Annotated in this window: 16 protein-coding genes; 12 read left to right on the top strand and 4 right to left on the bottom strand. The window is 38.6% G+C overall.

Annotated features, from left to right (window positions below; translation table 11 throughout):
- Window positions 1-2: 2 nt before the first annotated feature.
- From BN8061_RS00610 to BN8061_RS00600, 3 genes are all read left to right on the top strand, one after another.
- Complete coding sequence (locus BN8061_RS00610) at window positions 3-836, top strand: hypothetical protein (RefSeq protein ID WP_068595301.1); 834 nt, start codon at window positions 3-5, stop codon at window positions 834-836.
- 56 nt (window positions 837-892) lie between these two features.
- Entirely contained in the window at window positions 893-1,348 is a 456-nt protein-coding gene (lysM, locus tag BN8061_RS00605; protein ID WP_068595299.1) for a peptidoglycan-binding protein LysM, read from the top strand.
- Between the two features lie 152 nt (window positions 1,349-1,500).
- Window positions 1,501-2,358 carry an OmpA/MotB family protein gene (locus BN8061_RS00600; RefSeq protein ID WP_068595552.1) on the top strand — a complete coding sequence of 286 codons (858 nt, stop codon included), beginning with the start codon at window positions 1,501-1,503 and terminating at the stop codon, window positions 2,356-2,358.
- A gap of 132 nt (window positions 2,359-2,490) precedes the next feature.
- Here BN8061_RS00600 and BN8061_RS12090 read toward each other — a convergent pair whose 3' ends face one another.
- The 3 genes from BN8061_RS12090 to BN8061_RS00585 form a co-directional block, all read right to left on the bottom strand.
- Window positions 2,491-2,613, bottom strand: coding sequence for a transposase (locus BN8061_RS12090; RefSeq protein ID WP_235802659.1), 123 nt, complete (start codon window positions 2,611-2,613; stop codon window positions 2,491-2,493).
- A 430-nt stretch (window positions 2,614-3,043) separates the two neighbouring features.
- Window positions 3,044-3,385, bottom strand: coding sequence for a phage holin family protein (locus BN8061_RS00590; RefSeq protein ID WP_068595295.1), 342 nt, complete (start codon window positions 3,383-3,385; stop codon window positions 3,044-3,046).
- A 115-nt stretch (window positions 3,386-3,500) separates the two neighbouring features.
- On the bottom strand, window positions 3,501-5,036 hold the full coding sequence (locus tag BN8061_RS00585) for a glycine--tRNA ligase (protein ID WP_394330288.1): 1,536 nt from the start codon (window positions 5,034-5,036) through the stop codon (window positions 3,501-3,503).
- 339 nt (window positions 5,037-5,375) lie between these two features.
- On the opposite strand from BN8061_RS00585, the gene BN8061_RS00580 reads away from it, so the two are divergent.
- The 7 genes from BN8061_RS00580 to BN8061_RS00550 all read left to right on the top strand — a co-directional run bounded on the left by BN8061_RS00580 (window position 5,376) and on the right by BN8061_RS00550 (window position 13,245).
- Window positions 5,376-6,854 carry an ankyrin repeat domain-containing protein gene (locus BN8061_RS00580; RefSeq protein WP_068595291.1) on the top strand — a complete coding sequence of 493 codons (1,479 nt, stop codon included), beginning with the start codon at window positions 5,376-5,378 and terminating at the stop codon, window positions 6,852-6,854.
- 11 nt (window positions 6,855-6,865) lie between these two features.
- Entirely contained in the window at window positions 6,866-7,336 is a 471-nt protein-coding gene (locus tag BN8061_RS00575; RefSeq protein WP_068595289.1) for a DUF2271 domain-containing protein, read from the top strand.
- Window positions 7,337-7,348: 12 nt separating this feature from the next.
- Window positions 7,349-9,547 carry a PepSY domain-containing protein gene (locus BN8061_RS00570; protein ID WP_068595287.1) on the top strand — a complete coding sequence of 733 codons (2,199 nt, stop codon included), beginning with the start codon at window positions 7,349-7,351 and terminating at the stop codon, window positions 9,545-9,547.
- Between the two features lie 44 nt (window positions 9,548-9,591).
- Entirely contained in the window at window positions 9,592-10,584 is a 993-nt protein-coding gene (locus BN8061_RS00565; RefSeq protein WP_068595285.1) for an FAD:protein FMN transferase, read from the top strand.
- 206 nt (window positions 10,585-10,790) lie between these two features.
- Entirely contained in the window at window positions 10,791-12,146 is a 1,356-nt protein-coding gene (gdhA, locus tag BN8061_RS00560; protein WP_068595549.1) for an NADP-specific glutamate dehydrogenase, read from the top strand.
- A gap of 15 nt (window positions 12,147-12,161) precedes the next feature.
- Window positions 12,162-12,713: a DNA-3-methyladenine glycosylase I gene (locus BN8061_RS00555; RefSeq protein ID WP_068595283.1), complete on the top strand. Its 552-nt coding sequence runs from the start codon at window positions 12,162-12,164 to the stop codon at window positions 12,711-12,713.
- A 4-nt stretch (window positions 12,714-12,717) separates the two neighbouring features.
- Entirely contained in the window at window positions 12,718-13,245 is a 528-nt protein-coding gene (locus BN8061_RS00550; protein WP_068595282.1) for a GNAT family N-acetyltransferase, read from the top strand.
- Window positions 13,246-13,282: 37 nt separating this feature from the next.
- On the opposite strand, the gene BN8061_RS00545 is transcribed toward BN8061_RS00550, so the two are convergent.
- Window positions 13,283-14,149, bottom strand: a complete 867-nt coding sequence (locus BN8061_RS00545; RefSeq protein WP_068595280.1) for a pirin family protein — start codon at window positions 14,147-14,149, stop codon at window positions 13,283-13,285.
- A gap of 142 nt (window positions 14,150-14,291) precedes the next feature.
- Between BN8061_RS00545 and BN8061_RS00540 the strand changes: the two genes are divergently transcribed.
- Window positions 14,292-15,425: a hypothetical protein gene (locus tag BN8061_RS00540; protein ID WP_154662228.1), complete on the top strand. Its 1,134-nt coding sequence runs from the start codon at window positions 14,292-14,294 to the stop codon at window positions 15,423-15,425.
- Window positions 15,426-15,440: 15 nt separating this feature from the next.
- On the top strand, window positions 15,441-16,124 hold the full coding sequence (locus BN8061_RS00535; protein WP_154662227.1) for a hypothetical protein: 684 nt from the start codon (window positions 15,441-15,443) through the stop codon (window positions 16,122-16,124).
- The last annotated feature ends 13 nt before the right edge of the window (window positions 16,125-16,137 follow it).

The following is a 16,137-nucleotide window of genomic DNA, read 5'->3' as shown; positions in this document are numbered from 1 at the left end:
TTATGATCCAAAAGTTCATCCTATTTATCACTTTTTTTAGTTGCAATTATTTATTGGCACAAGAAGGCAAATTGTTCGAGGTAGAATACGATGCGAAAAAACAAACCGTTCAGACTTTGGGCTATACCATTGCCAAATGCAGCAACACCTCTATCGACAACACTTGGCGAGATTGGGTAAAAGCTAGAAACGGAAAGTTGGCTTTGCTGAATAAATATGAAGCGAATGAAATCACCTTTAAAAATTCACCCGAAAAATACAAAGTCAACCTGAATCTGGTAGACGAGGGCAACGATTCGCTTACCGTAATTACGACCCTTTTGGATGGCAACGGCATGTACCTCAATTCTAGTTCTATGGATTATGCAGAGGTGTATGAGAAACTTAAAGACTTATCTTTCGAGATGCGAAAAGGTTGCTACCGATACGAGTTGACGCAGGCTAATGAATACATGATGCGATTGACCAAGCAAAGCATAGACGCCCAAACTACAAAAGCAAATCTGATGAAAAAAATGTTGAAAAATCAGAACGAGTTTTTAAAGTTGGAGACCAAAAAAAATCTCGAAGCGCAAAAGATTGCAACCATCGACAGCCAGCTATCGTTTGAAGAAGACGAGAAAAAGCTGAACAAACTCTACAACCAGAAAGTAAAATCTGAAACGAAATACAATACCTACGACGCCAAAAGCTCTAAACTGAACCAAGCAATAAACGCGGCAAACATCGAAATGGAACAATTAGACCTTACACTAGATGGTGTGAACAAAACCATTCAAGCACAAAACGAATTGATTCAAACATTTAAATCAAAATTAAATAATATTTATCGATAATGGCAAAATAATTGTATATTCGAACTATGTTTAACCATTAAAAAATTATAAAAACTATGGGATTATTTTCATTTATAAAAAATGCAGGATCTAAATTATTTGGAGGTAACGAATCGCCAGAAGAAAAAGCTAAAAAAGTAAAAGATCACGTATCTAAATACGGATTCGACTTGAGCGGTGTACATTTTTCTATGAACGGTGAGAAAGTTGTTGTTTCTGGTGAAGCAAAAAACATCGATGAAAAACAAAAAATCTTGGCTACAGCAGGTAATATCGAAGGCGTAGATGGAGTAGAAGACAAACTTACATTGAAAGAACCTTTGAAAATAGAAATTCCAGACCTTTCGAAAACCATGTACACCGTAGTGAGCGGTGATACCTTGTCTAAAATCTCTAAAGAAGTATACGGAGATCCAAACCTATACAACAAAATTTTTGAAGCAAACAAACCAATGCTGACAGATCCCAACAAAATTTATCCTGGACAAGTGTTGTATATTCCACAAGATTAATCATAATTTGTTAAGAATAAATTAAATAAAACTTCTATTCCGAGCGGATTAGAAGTTTTTTTTTATAAAATTATATTAATTTTTACCAAGTACACTAAAAAGTCACTATTTTCGTTAATGAAATATTCGTAATGAGTAAAAAAACAAATAATATGAAATTATCAATTTTCCCAATCGCAGCATTAGCACTTACCCTTATGGTGGGATGTGTAAGCCAAAAGCAATATGATGAATTACAATCGAGGTTCAACACCACGTATGCAGAAGCACAAGCTGCACAAAACGAGTTATCGGCTGCTAGAGCAAGAATAGAAGGTTTGGAGAGTATGATCGAGTCTGAAAGGAGAAATCTAAAATCATTAGAAACTGCTTTTCAAACTTGTCAGAGTTCCCTCAACAACTGTTTAGATGGTAAAAAAGGTGATGCTGTAAACATCTCTAAATTGTTGGATGAAATTGCAGCTTCTAATAAATACATTCAGCACTTAGTTAACACCAAATCAAAGTCAGACTCTTTGAATATGGTATTGACCAACAATTTGACGCGTTCGCTATCACGCGAAGAAATGCGCGATGTTGATGTACAAGTGTTGAAAGGGGTAGTTTATATTTCGTTGGCAGATAATATGTTGTACAAATCTGGAAGCTACGAAATTTCACCTGCAGCAGGCGAAACCTTGAGTAAAATTGCCAAAATCATCAAAGATTATAGAGATTATGACGTGTTGATCGAAGGGAATACAGACAACGTGCCGATCAACAAAACCAACATCCGCAACAACTGGGATTTGTCTACCTTGCGTGCGTCTTCTGTGGTGCAAGCATTGCAGAACCAATATGGTGTAGATCCTAAACGTTTGACAGCTGGTGGACGAGGAGAGTACAACCCAATTGCGTCTAATGCAACCGAAGAAGGAAAAGCGAAAAACAGACGTACACAAATCATCATCACACCTAAGCTAGATGAATTTATGAATTTGATTGGGCAAGCACCGGAAGCTGGTAAATAAGATTCTTAAAAATAATCATTAGAAGAAGCCGTCTCATTTATAAAATCGGGACGGTTTTTTTATGATTAAAAAATTGAGGTCAAAAACCAACGCTATTCAATAATTTAGAAAAAAATGAGTGATTATTCTTGTTTACGCACTCATCTTTTTCAGATTATGAGCTAAAGCATGCAATCCGAACGCTATTTCCACTTTTTCAATTCCTTTTAGAGGAAATCTTTTGAAGTTTCGGTTGTGTTTGAGTTGGGCAAATATCCGGTTGATTTTATCTGCAGCCTGTTGGATTTTTTCGGGATCAAGTTTTTTTGAACTCCGGTGGCTCGGGATCTTGGTCTTCTTCATCAGCAACGCACTGCGCGTATTGCCACATATCCTCTAATTGTTTGATCATTTTCTCCCGGATGGGTTATATTCTTTAATTCTGTAGTTCATTTCGCTGAAAATTAAGTAGTTAAATATCGTGAATTCTTTATTAATCACCTAATAATCAATCCATTATTTATATAAAAAACCGCCTCAGTTGTGAGACGGTTTCTTTTATTTTTGTAACTCCAAGCAATCTACCCTATAGAACTTTTCTCTCGTTTTCTTTCCTCGTCATTCTGATCTTTTAAATAAAACTCGTAGAAGAATCTGCTGCAGAGGATTTTATCAAAAACAAAAAAGAAGCCGTTTAAGTTTTTTTTTATTCATTCAACAGTCCTCCAAAAACAGACTGTACGATTCCAAGTACAACTCCAAAAAGCATAGCATACCAAAAATTGGTAACTTCAAAACTCGATCCCATTATTTTATCGGCGAGCAAGATGATGAGCGCAGTAATCACAAAGGAGAATAATCCCAAAGTAATGATAGTGACTGGTAAGCTGATAATTTTCAGGATGGGTTTCACAATAGAATTCAATAATCCTAGAACCAATGCTAAGATAAGTGCGCTTCCAAAACCAGAAACGCTAACGCCTGGTAAAATGTTTGCTAAAACAAATACGACAATAGCCGATATGATTAGATTTAAAATAAAGCTCATAATATAATAATAAATTTGATTAAAATTGTTTTTTACAAATCAAATACTTTACCAAAGTCATCAAAAAAAGCGAATCGAGAGAGATTCGCTTTATATTTTAGAAAAAACAAGGATTTTATATTTTGTTCAACAGATATTTCATGTTCACTTCTTGGTCGATAATGGCTGCAAGTTCGTCTACCGAAACTCGTTTTTGCTCCATGGTATCGCGGTGACGCAAGGTTACGCAATTGTCATTCAAAGAATCGTGGTCAACGGTAATGCAGAACGGCGTCCCGATTGCATCCATACGGCGATAACGCTTACCAATTGAGTCTTTTTCTTCGTACATTACATTGTAATCCAAACGCAATTTTCTCACAATTTGTTCTGCAAACTCTGGCAAACCGTCTTTTTTTACCAATGGTAAAATTGCTGCTTTTATGGGTGCCAATGCTGGTGGAAGTGCCAATACAACGCGTTCGCTACCATCTTCTAGCTTTTCCTCTTTCAACGAGTTCGAAAAGACTGCCAAGAACATGCGATCCAATCCTACAGAGGTTTCTACCACATAGGGCACATAAGCTTCATTGGTTTCGTTGTCGAAGTATTGAAGTTTCTTTCCAGAATACTGTTCGTGTGCTTTCAAATCGAAATCTGTACGCGAATGGATGCCTTCTAATTCTTTGAATCCGAAAGGAAACTTGAACTCAATATCTGCGGCGGCATTGGCATAGTGAGCCAATTTTTCGTGGTCGTGAAAACGATAATTATCATCGCCCAAGCCTAAGGCTTTGTGCCAGTTGAGGCGTACATTTTTCCATTTTTCGTACCATTCGAGTTCTGTTCCTGGTTTCACAAAAAACTGCATTTCCATTTGTTCAAATTCGCGCTGGCGGAAAATGAATTGGCGAGCCACAATTTCGTTGCGAAATGCTTTACCGATTTGGGCGATACCAAAAGGCAATTTCATGCGCCCAGTTTTCTGCACATTCAGGTAGTTCAAAAATATACCTTGCGCTGTTTCTGGACGCAAATACAAGTCCATCGCTTGATCTGCAGTTGCACCCAACTTGGTTCCGAACATGAGGTTGAATTGCCGAACTTCGGTCCAGTTTTTAGAACCCGTTACCGGATCTGCAATTTCCAATTCTTCGATTAGCGCTTTTACATCATCCAAATCATTATTCTCTAACGATTTGCCCATGCGCGCCAATATCGTATCGATTTGTTTTTGATATTCTACAACACGAGCATTGGTCGTAACAAACTCGTTTTTATCGAAAGCGTCACCAAAACGTTTGGCAGCTTTGGCAATTTCTTTTTCGATTTTTGCTTCAATTTTCGCACAGTGATCTTCAATCAAAACATCTGCACGGTAACGTTTTTTAGAATCCTTATTATCGATCAGCGGATCGTTAAAAGCATCAACGTGACCAGAAGCTTTCCAAGTTGTCGGGTGCATAAAAATGGCAGAATCGATACCCACGATATTTTCGTTCAATTGTACCATTGCTTTCCACCAATATTGTTTGATGTTGTTTTTCAACTCAGCTCCGTTCTGACCGTAATCATAAACCGCTGACAATCCATCGTATATCTCACTAGATTGGAAGATAAATCCATATTCTTTTGCGTGAGAAATCACTTTCTTGAAAATCTCTTCTGACATACTCAATGTTTATTCTGTTCTAAAATGCAATTTTAAGAAATATTCACCATTTTTTCGGTATAATGAAGGAGGGATATCAAAGGAATTCAAATTTTTTTTCAAATTTTCTAATTTTTCGATTCAAACTAATAACTCGGTACGCAAAAGCCTCGATTTACTTTCTACAAAGGAGTTGAATTTTTTTAACCAAAGCGAACATTAGCCAAAATCTCCTCAATAGCTTTTTGATGATATTTAACATGTTTATAAAAATTATGATTCTTTCTTTAGAATTAATATAAATAAACAATTATATTTGCCTTAATTATATTTGGTCTAAATAATAAATGTAACATTTGCATGAAGAAAATAGCATTCGCACTACTGTTTTTAGGAACATTTTTGCAAGCTCAGACGAATACCTTGTTGAACGGAGATTTTTGGAAATCGAATCCTGATTTGGCAGCTGTAAAAGCCGAAATTGGGAAAGGGAATAATCCGTCGGAATCAAACAGAGGCAATCACGATGTGCCGAGTATTGCGATCAATAATAATGCAGATTTCGAGGTAATTCAGTATTTAATAGATCAACCTGGGAATGCCATCGACAAAAATACGCACGACGGTAGACAATATATCCATTGGGCAGCCAACAAAGGGAATTTGGAGTTGATTGATTATTTGATAAGAAAAGGTTCTGATCTGAACCGTACAGATGATAAAGGCGCGACACCTTTGGTTTTTGCTGCCAGTAACGGACAGGTAAATATAGACGTGTACCGAAAATTTTTCGATGCTGGCATAGACCCAAAACAAAAGTATGCAGAGGGAGCAAATCTCTTGTTGTTTGCCATAGCTCATGACACCAATTTGCAAATTGCCAACTACCTGACAACGAAAGGTCTCTCGATAAAAGATGTAGACGCTCATGGTCGTACAGCATTCGACTATGCAGCTCGTAATGGTAACCTCGATTTGTTGAAAACGCTTGTTGCAAAAGGGGTAAAACCTACTCATCATGCGTTGTTGTTTGCTGCACAGGGTACAAGAGCAAAGTCGAATCCGATCGAAGTTTATCAGTATTTGATCGAGACGATGAAATTAGATCCAAAAGCAAAAGGTTTGAACGGTGAAAGTGCATTGCATTATTTGGTGAAAAAACCAAATCAGCTTGCGATTATCGATTATTTGGTAAGCAAAGGTGCGGACATCAATGCAGTAAAACAAGATGGAAACACAGTTCTGATGGAAGCAGCATCTTCTAAAAATTTAGATGTGGTGCAAAGTTTGATCGCAAAATCAGCAGAGGTCAACGCACAAAATAAAAAAGGTGCAAACGCACTCACTTTTGCTGTGCAATCGGGTACGCCAGAAATTGTAAGCTATTTGATTGCGAAAGGTGCGAAAACGAATGCAACAACAAAAGACGGAAATTTAGCTTTTGCCTTAATCCAGAGTTATAAACCTGCAAATCCGGCTGAAATTTCGGCAGATTTCTTACAAAAATTAGAATTGCTAAAGCAAGCTGGAGTTGATTTTTCTGTAAAGGTACACGACGGCAGCACGCTTCTTCATGCAGCGGTTGCTAAAAATGATTTGCAGTTGCTCAAGGTTTTAGCACCCTTCAAACTAGCGGTGAATGCTCAAGATGAGAACGGACTCACACCTTTGCACAAGGCAGCGATGATGTCGCAAGACGACACCATTCTCCAATACTTATTATCCATCGGAGCGGAAAAAAATATTCAAACCGAGTTTGGTGAAACTGCTTACGATTTAGCCAGTGAAAACGAATTTTTAAAAGATCAAAACGTTTCAGTAGAATTTTTGAAATCATAAAATAATTTAGCATGTTCAAATCAATCATTACATCATTTTTCTTGACTTTAGCGGTATGTTCTTTTGCTCAAAGTTCTAAGTACAAATGCATGTTACAAATGTCGAATTACAAAGGTTTAGAAGCCTATGTTGTGGTTTCGGTGGTCGATAAACAAGGGACTTATGTAAAAACCTTGTATATGATGGGACCAGATAAACAATGGTACAATGGTTTCAAAGAATGGGATAAATTCAACAAAAAGAAAAAACCAAATTTGAACGGAATTACCGGAGCATCGGTTGCTGCTGGCGATCGTACGGTAACGACGATGTCGATTGAAGATAAATACATGAACAAAGGCTATAAATTACGCTTCGAATCGGCTGTAGAAGATGGTCAATACCATGTACAAGATGTCGAGATTCCGTTGACTTCTGCTGCTGTAACAGCAAAGGCAGAAGGAAAAGGCTATATCCGCTATGTGAAACTGAACAAAGTTTAACCCTTTTCGGTTATGACGGTTTCCATTTGGCGATATGCCCATCTCGCATTGGCAATAATTTCGTTTTTATTTCTCACAATGGCTTCTGTTACAGGAGTCATTTTGGCGTTTGATCCGATCATAGAAAAAGCTCAGCCCTACAAAATAGCAGGTTCAGATGAACTTACTTTGGCTCAGACGTTGCCCAACCTCAAATCAACCTATCCCGAGATATTCGAACTTGTTGTCGATCATCATGGTTTTGTGACCCTGGAGGGAATGGATGAAGATGGAAACGATGTCAAGCAAATCATCAACCCAGAAACGGGTGAATCGATAGGCGATCCTTTGGTGAAAAGCGAGTTGATGGAAACGGTAACGGCGCTTCATCGTTCGTTGTTCCTCAAAGAAACAGGACGCTTCATCGTGGGAGTAGTGTCTTTTCTTTTGTTGCTCATCGCCCTTTCGGGGACAGTCCTTATTCTGAAACGTCAAAAAGGAATTCGGCATTTTTTCGATAGCATCAACAAAGATTCCTTTGCACAATATTTTCATGTGGTTTCCGGACGAATATTATTGATTCCGATTATTATTTTGGCCCTTACAGGGACGTATTTATTTCTTCTTCGATTCGAATTTATTCCTAACCAAGCGATCGAACCATCCGAAATCCCAGCAATTGCCAATGCAGAAGAACATCAGCTAGAATGGGCAGAATTCGATGTTTTTCGAACCATTAAGTTAAAAGATGTAGAAAAGGTGGAATTCCCTTTTATGGAAGATCCCGAAGAATTTTTCACCCTCAAACTTCGCGATCGAGCATTGGTAATCGATCAATTTACAGGGCAAATTCTCCAAGAAACGCCATATCCCATCCAAACTTTGTTAGAAAAATGGAGCCTCGATCTGCATACTGGGCGCACGAGTATCATTTGGGCGATTATTATCGGAATTGCCTCGCTCAATATTTTGTTTTTTATCTATTCGGGTTTTGTGATTTCGTGGAAACGATTGAAAAACAAAATGCACAAAAACAAATGCTCGGCTACTGAGGCCGAAACAATTTTGTTGGTAGGCTCGGAGAACGGCTCGACTTTGCATTTTGCCAATAAAATATACAAGCAACTCCAAGAGCAAAATCAGAAAGTATATTTTTCAGAGCTCAATCAATACAGCGATTATCCCGAGGCTAAAGAACTCATTATTTTTACGTCAACCTTTGGTTTGGGCGATGCTCCAACCAATGCCAATCAGTTTTTGAAGCGGCTGAACAAAATCGATCAATCCCATCCAATCGATTTTACTGTTGTAGGATTTGGGTCTGATGCTTACGAAGATTTTTGTGGATTTGCTAAAAAAGTTGATGAACAATTGAGAGAAAAACCATGGGCAAACCCTTTGATGCCTTGGCATGCGGTAAACGATAAATCACCCCAAGAATTTGTTGCTTGGGTACAACAATACAACGATTTGAAAGGACTCAATTTGGCAACTACAGCCGCATTGTACGCCGAAAAACTACCCAAATTGAAACGTTTTACAGTAAAGTCAATTTCACCAATCAACGAGGAAGATCAGGTGTTTAAACTTCGTATAAAGACCACTCAGAAATTCGATTCAGGCGATTTGTTGGCAATTTATCCCGCCAAGGATCATCGCGAACGCTTGTATTCGATTGGTAAAATAGAGGGCGAAATACAGTTGGTTGTAAAACGCCATCCACACGGTTTGGGGTCTAATTTTCTGGCTCAGCTAAAAGAAAACGACCAGTTTGAGGCGCGATTGGTAGAGAATAAAACGTTTCATTTGCCTCGCCATAGCAAAGCGGTTGTTCTCATCGCCAACGGTACAGGGATTGCACCTTTTTTGGGCATGATTGCCAACAATATGCATCAGAGACCAATGCATTTGTATGCAGGATTTAGATACCTCAATCAGACGACAAGAGCTTATCAAGCCTTCACAGAAGCTTATCAAAATCAAAATTTACTTACGAGCGCTCATTTCTCCTTTTCGCGCGAGCAAGATTCGGCTTATGTGATGGATATTGTGCGTCGAGACGCAGAACAAATTGCTAAGGTTTTGGCAAGCGGCGGAAGCATTATGATTTGTGGATCGCTCGCCATGCAACGAGATGTTGAAGGGGTTTTGGAGGAAATTTGCCAACAGTACTTGAATCAAAATTTAGAATCCTTCAAACGTCAAAAACAGATTCTTACAGATTGTTATTAACTTAGCTGAAATTTGAACGCTTATTAATTTTCAAGAAAGTGCTAATGAAAAGGCTCGTTTACGTATGCTTGTTGTTTTTTTTAATTCCTTTGTTACAGGCACAAGAAACGGTTTCTAGCGATACAATTTTGATGGGTAGCAGATTCAAGATTACGATTGTAGAACAAAATCGAGAAACTGCACACCAAAAGATCAATCAGATCATTACCGAAATCGTTCGCATAGAGGATTTAATCTCCGATTGGCGTGCGTGGTCACAAGTATCAGAAGTCAATAAAAATGCAGGTATAAAAGCCGTGAAAGTCGATCGCGAAGTATTGGAGCTTACGCAGCGTGCCATCCATTTTTCTAAGCTTTCCCAAGGGGCTTTCGACATTAGTTTTGCGGCAATGGATCGCATTTGGAGGTTCGACGATTCGATGGAACAGCTTCCTACCGCAGAAGAAATTCGGCAAGCAATTCAGCACATCGATTATCGGAACATAATCATAGATGAAAAACATTCTACAATTTTCCTCAAAAACAAAGGCATGAAGATTGGTTTTGGTGCAACCGGAAAAGGCTATGCAGCCTACAAAGCCAGCGAATATGCAAAGTCTTTAGGAATTTTGGCTGGTATCATCGATGCGTCTGGCGATATCCAAACCTGGGGAAAACAACCCAATGGTGCGCCTTGGTCTATCGGGATTACCAATCCAAAAAAACGCGGCAAATTTCTCGATATTCTGTACTTTACCAATGCTGCTGTCGCCACTTCGGGCGATTACGAAAAATTTTTGATGATAGACGGTAAGCGATATTCGCACATCATCAATCCCAAAACTGGAATGCCGTCGACTGGACTCACCAGCGTGACGGTAATCGGACCCAATGCCGAAATGTGTAACGGTTTTTCGACCTCGTTGATGGTGTTGGGTAAAAAAGACGGACTGAAATTAATCAATCAGCATCCGGATTATGCCGCAATGATGATGACCGATAGCGGAAAAATCATCAAATCGAAACACTATCGTCGAGTGAAAAGATATCTAAAATAAGCGGCGTTTTTTCTCTTTCTGCTCGATTTTATTTTTAAACCGAACGCTCATTAGGCGAGCAAAATTCAAAATGCTGTGTTGAATAAATTTACATTAAAAATATTTTAAAAATCAACATTAAAGCTCGAGATATAATATCTTTACTGAAGCTAAGCAAGGCATTCGCCAGTTGAAAGCTACAATTGGCAAAACATAAACTACAACGTATGCAAAATATTGATGTTGAAAAAAGGATAGACGAATTCATGACTTGGGTAGAAAAAAGAAATCCGAACGAACCCGAGTTTTTACAAGCTGTAAAAGAAGTCGCTACAACGGTGATTCCTTATATTTTAACTAACGAAGACTACGATGGAATGAAACTCTTAGAACGGATGACCGAGCCAGAACGCGTGATCATTTTCAGAGTTGTTTGGCAAGACGATCAGCACGAGGTTCAGGTAAATCGCGGATATAGAGTTCAAATGAATTCAGCCATCGGGCAATACAAAGGGGGGTTGCGTTTCGATCCTTCTGTAAACCTCAGCGTCATGAAGTTTTTAGCTTTCGAACAAGTCTTCAAGAATAGTTTGACGACCTTGCCAATGGGCGGCGCTAAAGGTGGTTCTGATTTTGATCCTGTCGGAAAATCGGATCCCGAAATCATGCGTTTCTGTCAGGCATTCATGACCGAATTGTCTAAACATATCGGACCAAATCTCGATGTGCCTGCTGGCGATATTGGAGTAGGAGCGAGAGAAGTCGGATATTTGTTCGGGCAATACAAGCGCATTCGAAACGAATTCACGGGAGTCCTCACTGGTAAAGGCTTAGCTTATGGCGGCTCGTTGATTCGCCCCGAAGCTACGGGCTATGGCGTGGTTTATTTTTGCGAACAGATGCTTCGAACCATTCAACAAGAAATCAAAGGGAAAATTTTTACCGTTTCGGGCTTCGGAAATGTTGCTTGGGGTGTGATCAAAAAAATCGACCAATTGGGCGGTAAAGTGGTAACCATTTCTGGTCTAGACGGCTATATTTATGATGCAGACGGAATTAGCGGTGAGAAGATCGATTATCTTTTGACGCTTCGTAATTCGGGTAACAACCGGGTCGAAGATTATCTTTTGAAATATCCAGAGGCAATATTTCATGCTGGTAAAAAACCTTGGGAAGTGAAATGTGATGTGGCGATTCCTTCGGCAACCCAAAACGAATTGGATTTAGAAGATGCCAAAACCTTGGTCGAAAACGGTTGTATTTGCATTACAGAAGCAGCCAATATGCCTTGTACCTTAGAAGCTATCAATTATTTTATCGATCACAAAATACTGTTTTCTCCTGGCAAAGCTTCGAATGCTGGCGGTGTTGCAACGTCTGGTTTAGAAATGACTCAAAATTCGATTCGGATGAATTGGACTGCCGATGAGGTAGATGCCAAACTGAAAGCGATCATGGTAAACATTCATCATTTGTGCCAAGAATACGGTCAAGAAGCTGATTATGTGAATTATGTGAAAGGAGCCAATATTGCCGGATTTGTAAAAGTTGCCGACGCCATGCTGGCACAAGGACTTGTCTAATTTTCGCCTTCTTGTATGTCGTATTGTAAAGCTATCGAAGCCATGCCCAATGGGCAAAGAAAAGATTTGCATCAACAGTATCACGATTTTTCGTACGGTTTTCCGATAGAAGACGATGAGGAATTGTTTGGACGATTGATTTTAGAAATTAACCAAGCAGGTTTGAGTTGGGAAACCATCCTGAAAAAAGAAAATTCTTTTCGTCAAGCCTATGCTAATTTCGATATTGCCAAAGTCGCTAATTTTGATGAGCAAGACCGTGAACGATTGTTGCAAAATGCTGGAATTATCCGCAATCGATTGAAAATAAATGCCGCCATCGAAAACGCTAAAACAATACTGCAAATACAAGAAATCCATGGTTCTTTCAAAAATTGGTTAGATGCGCATCATCCGAAAACTAAAGAAGAATGGACACAGTTGTTCAAAAAAAACTTTAAATTTATGGGTGGCGAGATTGTGAACGAATTTCTCATGAGCATAGGATATTTGCCAGGTGCACACGACGAAACGTGTAGAATACATCAACAAATTGTCGAACTCAATCCGAAATGGTGTTCAGTTTAAGTATATGGAAACGAATTATTTAAAATTTAGAAAAGCAACCATTGTCGATTTGTCGGCTTGTTGGGCGATTATAGAAAACGCCATTGCCAAAAGAAAAGCAGAAGGCAGTGAGCAATGGCAAGACGGTTACCCAAATCTTACGGTTTTGCAGTCTGATATCGAAAATGAATACGGATACGTTGCCGAAAACCCTCAGGGCAAATGCATCGCTTACATCGCGCTCATTGCAGATGGCGACAAAGCCTACGAAAACATCGACGGGCAATGGCTGACCAATACACCTTATTTGGTGGTGCATCGCTTAGCAGTGCATCAGGATCATAAAATAAAAGGTTTGGCCGAGTGGATGATGAAAAATGCAGAGCAAGTCGCCTTGCAACAAAACCGTAAAAGCATCAAGATCGATACCAATTTCGATAATGCGCCCATGTTGCACATCATATCGAAATTGGGCTATCAATATTGTGGCGAAGTTAAGATGCGAGACGGCACTCGTAAAGCCTTCGAAAAAGTGATTTCAGAAGCTTCTTAGCACGAGCTTTACTCTTTGTTCGAAGCCGATTTTGTTTTCAGGGCATGGGGACGTAGCCATCATCGTTCACCACTTTCGGGAAGCGATGCGCACGCCAATCTTCTTCGGCTTGTTTCAAACGTTCGACCGAACACGAAACGAAATTCCAACGAATGTACCGTTCTTCTGGGAATGGTTCCCCACCAAAAATATAGACGATCGACCCTTCTTCAATTTCGAATTCGCATAGATGCGCATCTTTCGTAATCAAGATTTGTTTGTTCCCATATTCATGACCGTTACTGCTGATTTTTCCTTGCAAAATATACAAACCACTTTCGCCAAAGAGCTTGTTTTTTAGGCTGATGGTCGAGGTTTTATTCGCTTTGATTTCGATCATATACAATTTCGAAAAAACAGGAACAGCAGATTTTTTATCTTCGAATTCGCCCGCGATTAATTTAAAATCGTTGCCGTTTTCTTGCCAAGAGGGCAATTGACTCGCTTCGATATGATGAAAACTGGGCTCGATCTCTTCGTATTCTTTGGGTAGTGCCACCCAAATTTGCAGTCCGTGAAGAAATTTGTCTTTGTTTCTGAGGCGTTCTGGCGTCCGTTCAGAATGTGTTACACCTTTACCAGCAGTCATCCAGTTTACTGCTCCGGGCAGAATCTCGATTGCTGTGCCCATAGAATCGCGGTGCATAATGGCGCCATCGAACAAATAGGTGAGGGTAGAAAGCCCAATGTGCGGATGCGGTCCAACGTCTAGGTTTTCATGGTCTGCCAAGCAAGCTGGTCCCATATGATCGATGAATACAAAAGGTCCAATGCTTCTTTTTTGCCTGAAAGGCAACAGACGACCCACCAAAAAGTTGCCAATATCGGCAGCTTTTTCTGGAAAAATATAGTCGATGTTAGACATGATTATTTTTGTTTTTAGGATGAGCTTAAAGTTAGGATGAAATGCAATATTATTTTCATGTTAAATCTTAAAGTTAAGTTAATGATACTATAATGCATATTGAAACTTTAAGTTACATTCGTGGTGTGAAAAATTAAAACGCTTGAAGAAGTTTCTATTCTTTTTACTTTTTTGTTTTGCGAAAACAGCCATGCTTTTAGGGCAAACCACAACCCTAGACAAAGGTGATATTGTGGTTGTTGGGGTGAATCTTTTGAATCATAATAATAATTGTGATACTAAAATTAATCAACAACAGGCTACTTTTGATAATATTTTTTTGGTAGGACTGAAGGATATAGAGAAAGGTACTAGAATAATCGTTACAGATAATGCTTATATCGGAAATAATACTTTTAAAGTAAATGAAGGTGCATACGAGTTGGAAAGAGTTGATGAGACGATTACGAAAGGTACAGTGTTTAGGATAGATTTTACTTCAGGGAAATTAATTGCTGGTCCAAACGGAGATAAATTAAATGGTTGGAAATTGATTAATAGAAAAAATATCTTTGGTCTGAATACGGATGGAGATCAATTTTTTATTTTACATGGTTCAAAATGGGAAGATTCTCAATTTTGGAAAGATCAGAAAATTATTGCAGCATATAATTCAAAAAATTATTGGCTCAAAAAAGAGCCTATTAACTCTAGTAATTCTTTGTTACCTAGTTCTTCAAATAGCAATACAAATTTAAATATCGAAAATTATCATTTTACTCCAAAAGATAGTAATCAGAGGTATAGATATTACAATGGACCCCTTTCCCAAACTTCAAAAAACGAATGGCTGATTAGATTATTGAATCCAAATAATTGGACATACGCTTCTGATTGTTCAACGATGATGGATGAAATGAAAAATTTTAAAAAAATAGAAATATCAGAGACTTCAGAAATTGAGGTTTGTGCAGGTGAAAATTTCAAACTGAGTATAGAATACGACAGTGAAATACCAAGTGGTTCTATACAAACGAATTTTCAATGGAAAAGAAGTGTTAATTCCAACTTGTCTAATCCTGAAAATGTAGGTGCAGGAAGAGATGTTAATATACCATTAGACACAGCTGGAGTCTATTATTTCTATTGCGAGATTACCTATCAATTGAAGTGGCAAGATTGTGAAACAAATAAACCTTCGGAGTGTATTAAAACATCTAAATCAACAGTTAAATCAAAAGTTTTTAAAGTCACCGTAAACCAAGTTCAAACCTCGCCAATTAATAGATTAAACTAAAAAAAAATATAGAGTATGAAAATACATTCTACCTTCAAACAATTCATCATTTGCTGCATGCTTTTGTTCACTAGTGCAGTTTTTGCTCAAGTACAGCAAACGCTAACTTTTGGTGATAATACAGATTACAATTATTCTGTAGATACCGACCCTACTCAAGGTGGGGCAATTCCAGATGGAACCCCCGGGTCAACCTACGCATGGTCGATTAGCGGTGGTGGAACTTTCCCAACAGGGCAACATAATACTAATGATAATGATAACAAAGCGACCATCAATTGGTCGGGAGCAGCACCAGGGATTTATACCATTACGGTAGAAGAGACGAATGCAGGCTGTTCTACCGATCCCGTTAGTTTTCAAGTCGAAGTGGTACTTCCGAACGCAACAGGAAGCGTATCTTGGGATAGTGTAAATGTATGTAAGGGAGGAGAAGTAACATTTACTGTAACAGGTGCTGTACCAAACAGTACACTGCATTATACCGTAACCAATGCAACCGACTCTACAGGTACTATAGCAGTTGATCCTGTAGGTAAAGCGACCATTAAAGTAACTCATACAGACAACAATGAGGTAGTCATTACATTGGACAAAATGGTACTAAACAATCAAGATATTCCGTTTCCAGATACCAAGCCTACGGCTACCGCAACGATAAATATTGTTCAAACCTCGCCAATAATAATATTAAACTAAAAAAATAAATTAA

Source organism: Vaginella massiliensis, assembly GCF_900089075.1.
GTDB lineage: Bacteria > Bacteroidota > Bacteroidia > Flavobacteriales > Weeksellaceae > Weeksella > Weeksella massiliensis_A.
Note: the sequence above shows the minus strand (reverse complement) of the source record. Positions and strands in the feature narration are given on the sequence as shown.

What these genes read in the sequence shown, in the direction of transcription:
- BN8061_RS00610 (WP_068595301.1), top strand. Translation starts at nt 3, where the DNA reads ATGATCCAAAAGTTCATCCTATTTATCACTTTTTTTAGTTGCAATTAT.
- lysM (WP_068595299.1), top strand. Translation starts at nt 893, where the DNA reads ATGGGATTATTTTCATTTATAAAAAATGCAGGATCTAAATTATTTGGA.
- BN8061_RS00600 (WP_068595552.1), top strand. Translation starts at nt 1,501, where the DNA reads ATGAAATTATCAATTTTCCCAATCGCAGCATTAGCACTTACCCTTATG.
- BN8061_RS00590 (WP_068595295.1), bottom strand. Translation starts at nt 3,385, where the DNA reads ATGAGCTTTATTTTAAATCTAATCATATCGGCTATTGTCGTATTTGTT.
- BN8061_RS00585 (WP_394330288.1), bottom strand. Translation starts at nt 5,036, where the DNA reads ATGTCAGAAGAGATTTTCAAGAAAGTGATTTCTCACGCAAAAGAATAT.
- BN8061_RS00580 (WP_068595291.1), top strand. Translation starts at nt 5,376, where the DNA reads ATGAAGAAAATAGCATTCGCACTACTGTTTTTAGGAACATTTTTGCAA.
- BN8061_RS00575 (WP_068595289.1), top strand. Translation starts at nt 6,866, where the DNA reads ATGTTCAAATCAATCATTACATCATTTTTCTTGACTTTAGCGGTATGT.
- BN8061_RS00570 (WP_068595287.1), top strand. Translation starts at nt 7,349, where the DNA reads ATGACGGTTTCCATTTGGCGATATGCCCATCTCGCATTGGCAATAATT.
- BN8061_RS00565 (WP_068595285.1), top strand. Translation starts at nt 9,592, where the DNA reads ATGAAAAGGCTCGTTTACGTATGCTTGTTGTTTTTTTTAATTCCTTTG.
- gdhA (WP_068595549.1), top strand. Translation starts at nt 10,791, where the DNA reads ATGCAAAATATTGATGTTGAAAAAAGGATAGACGAATTCATGACTTGG.
- BN8061_RS00555 (WP_068595283.1), top strand. Translation starts at nt 12,162, where the DNA reads ATGTCGTATTGTAAAGCTATCGAAGCCATGCCCAATGGGCAAAGAAAA.
- BN8061_RS00550 (WP_068595282.1), top strand. Translation starts at nt 12,718, where the DNA reads ATGGAAACGAATTATTTAAAATTTAGAAAAGCAACCATTGTCGATTTG.
- BN8061_RS00545 (WP_068595280.1), bottom strand. Translation starts at nt 14,149, where the DNA reads ATGTCTAACATCGACTATATTTTTCCAGAAAAAGCTGCCGATATTGGC.
- BN8061_RS00535 (WP_154662227.1), top strand. Translation starts at nt 15,441, where the DNA reads ATGAAAATACATTCTACCTTCAAACAATTCATCATTTGCTGCATGCTT.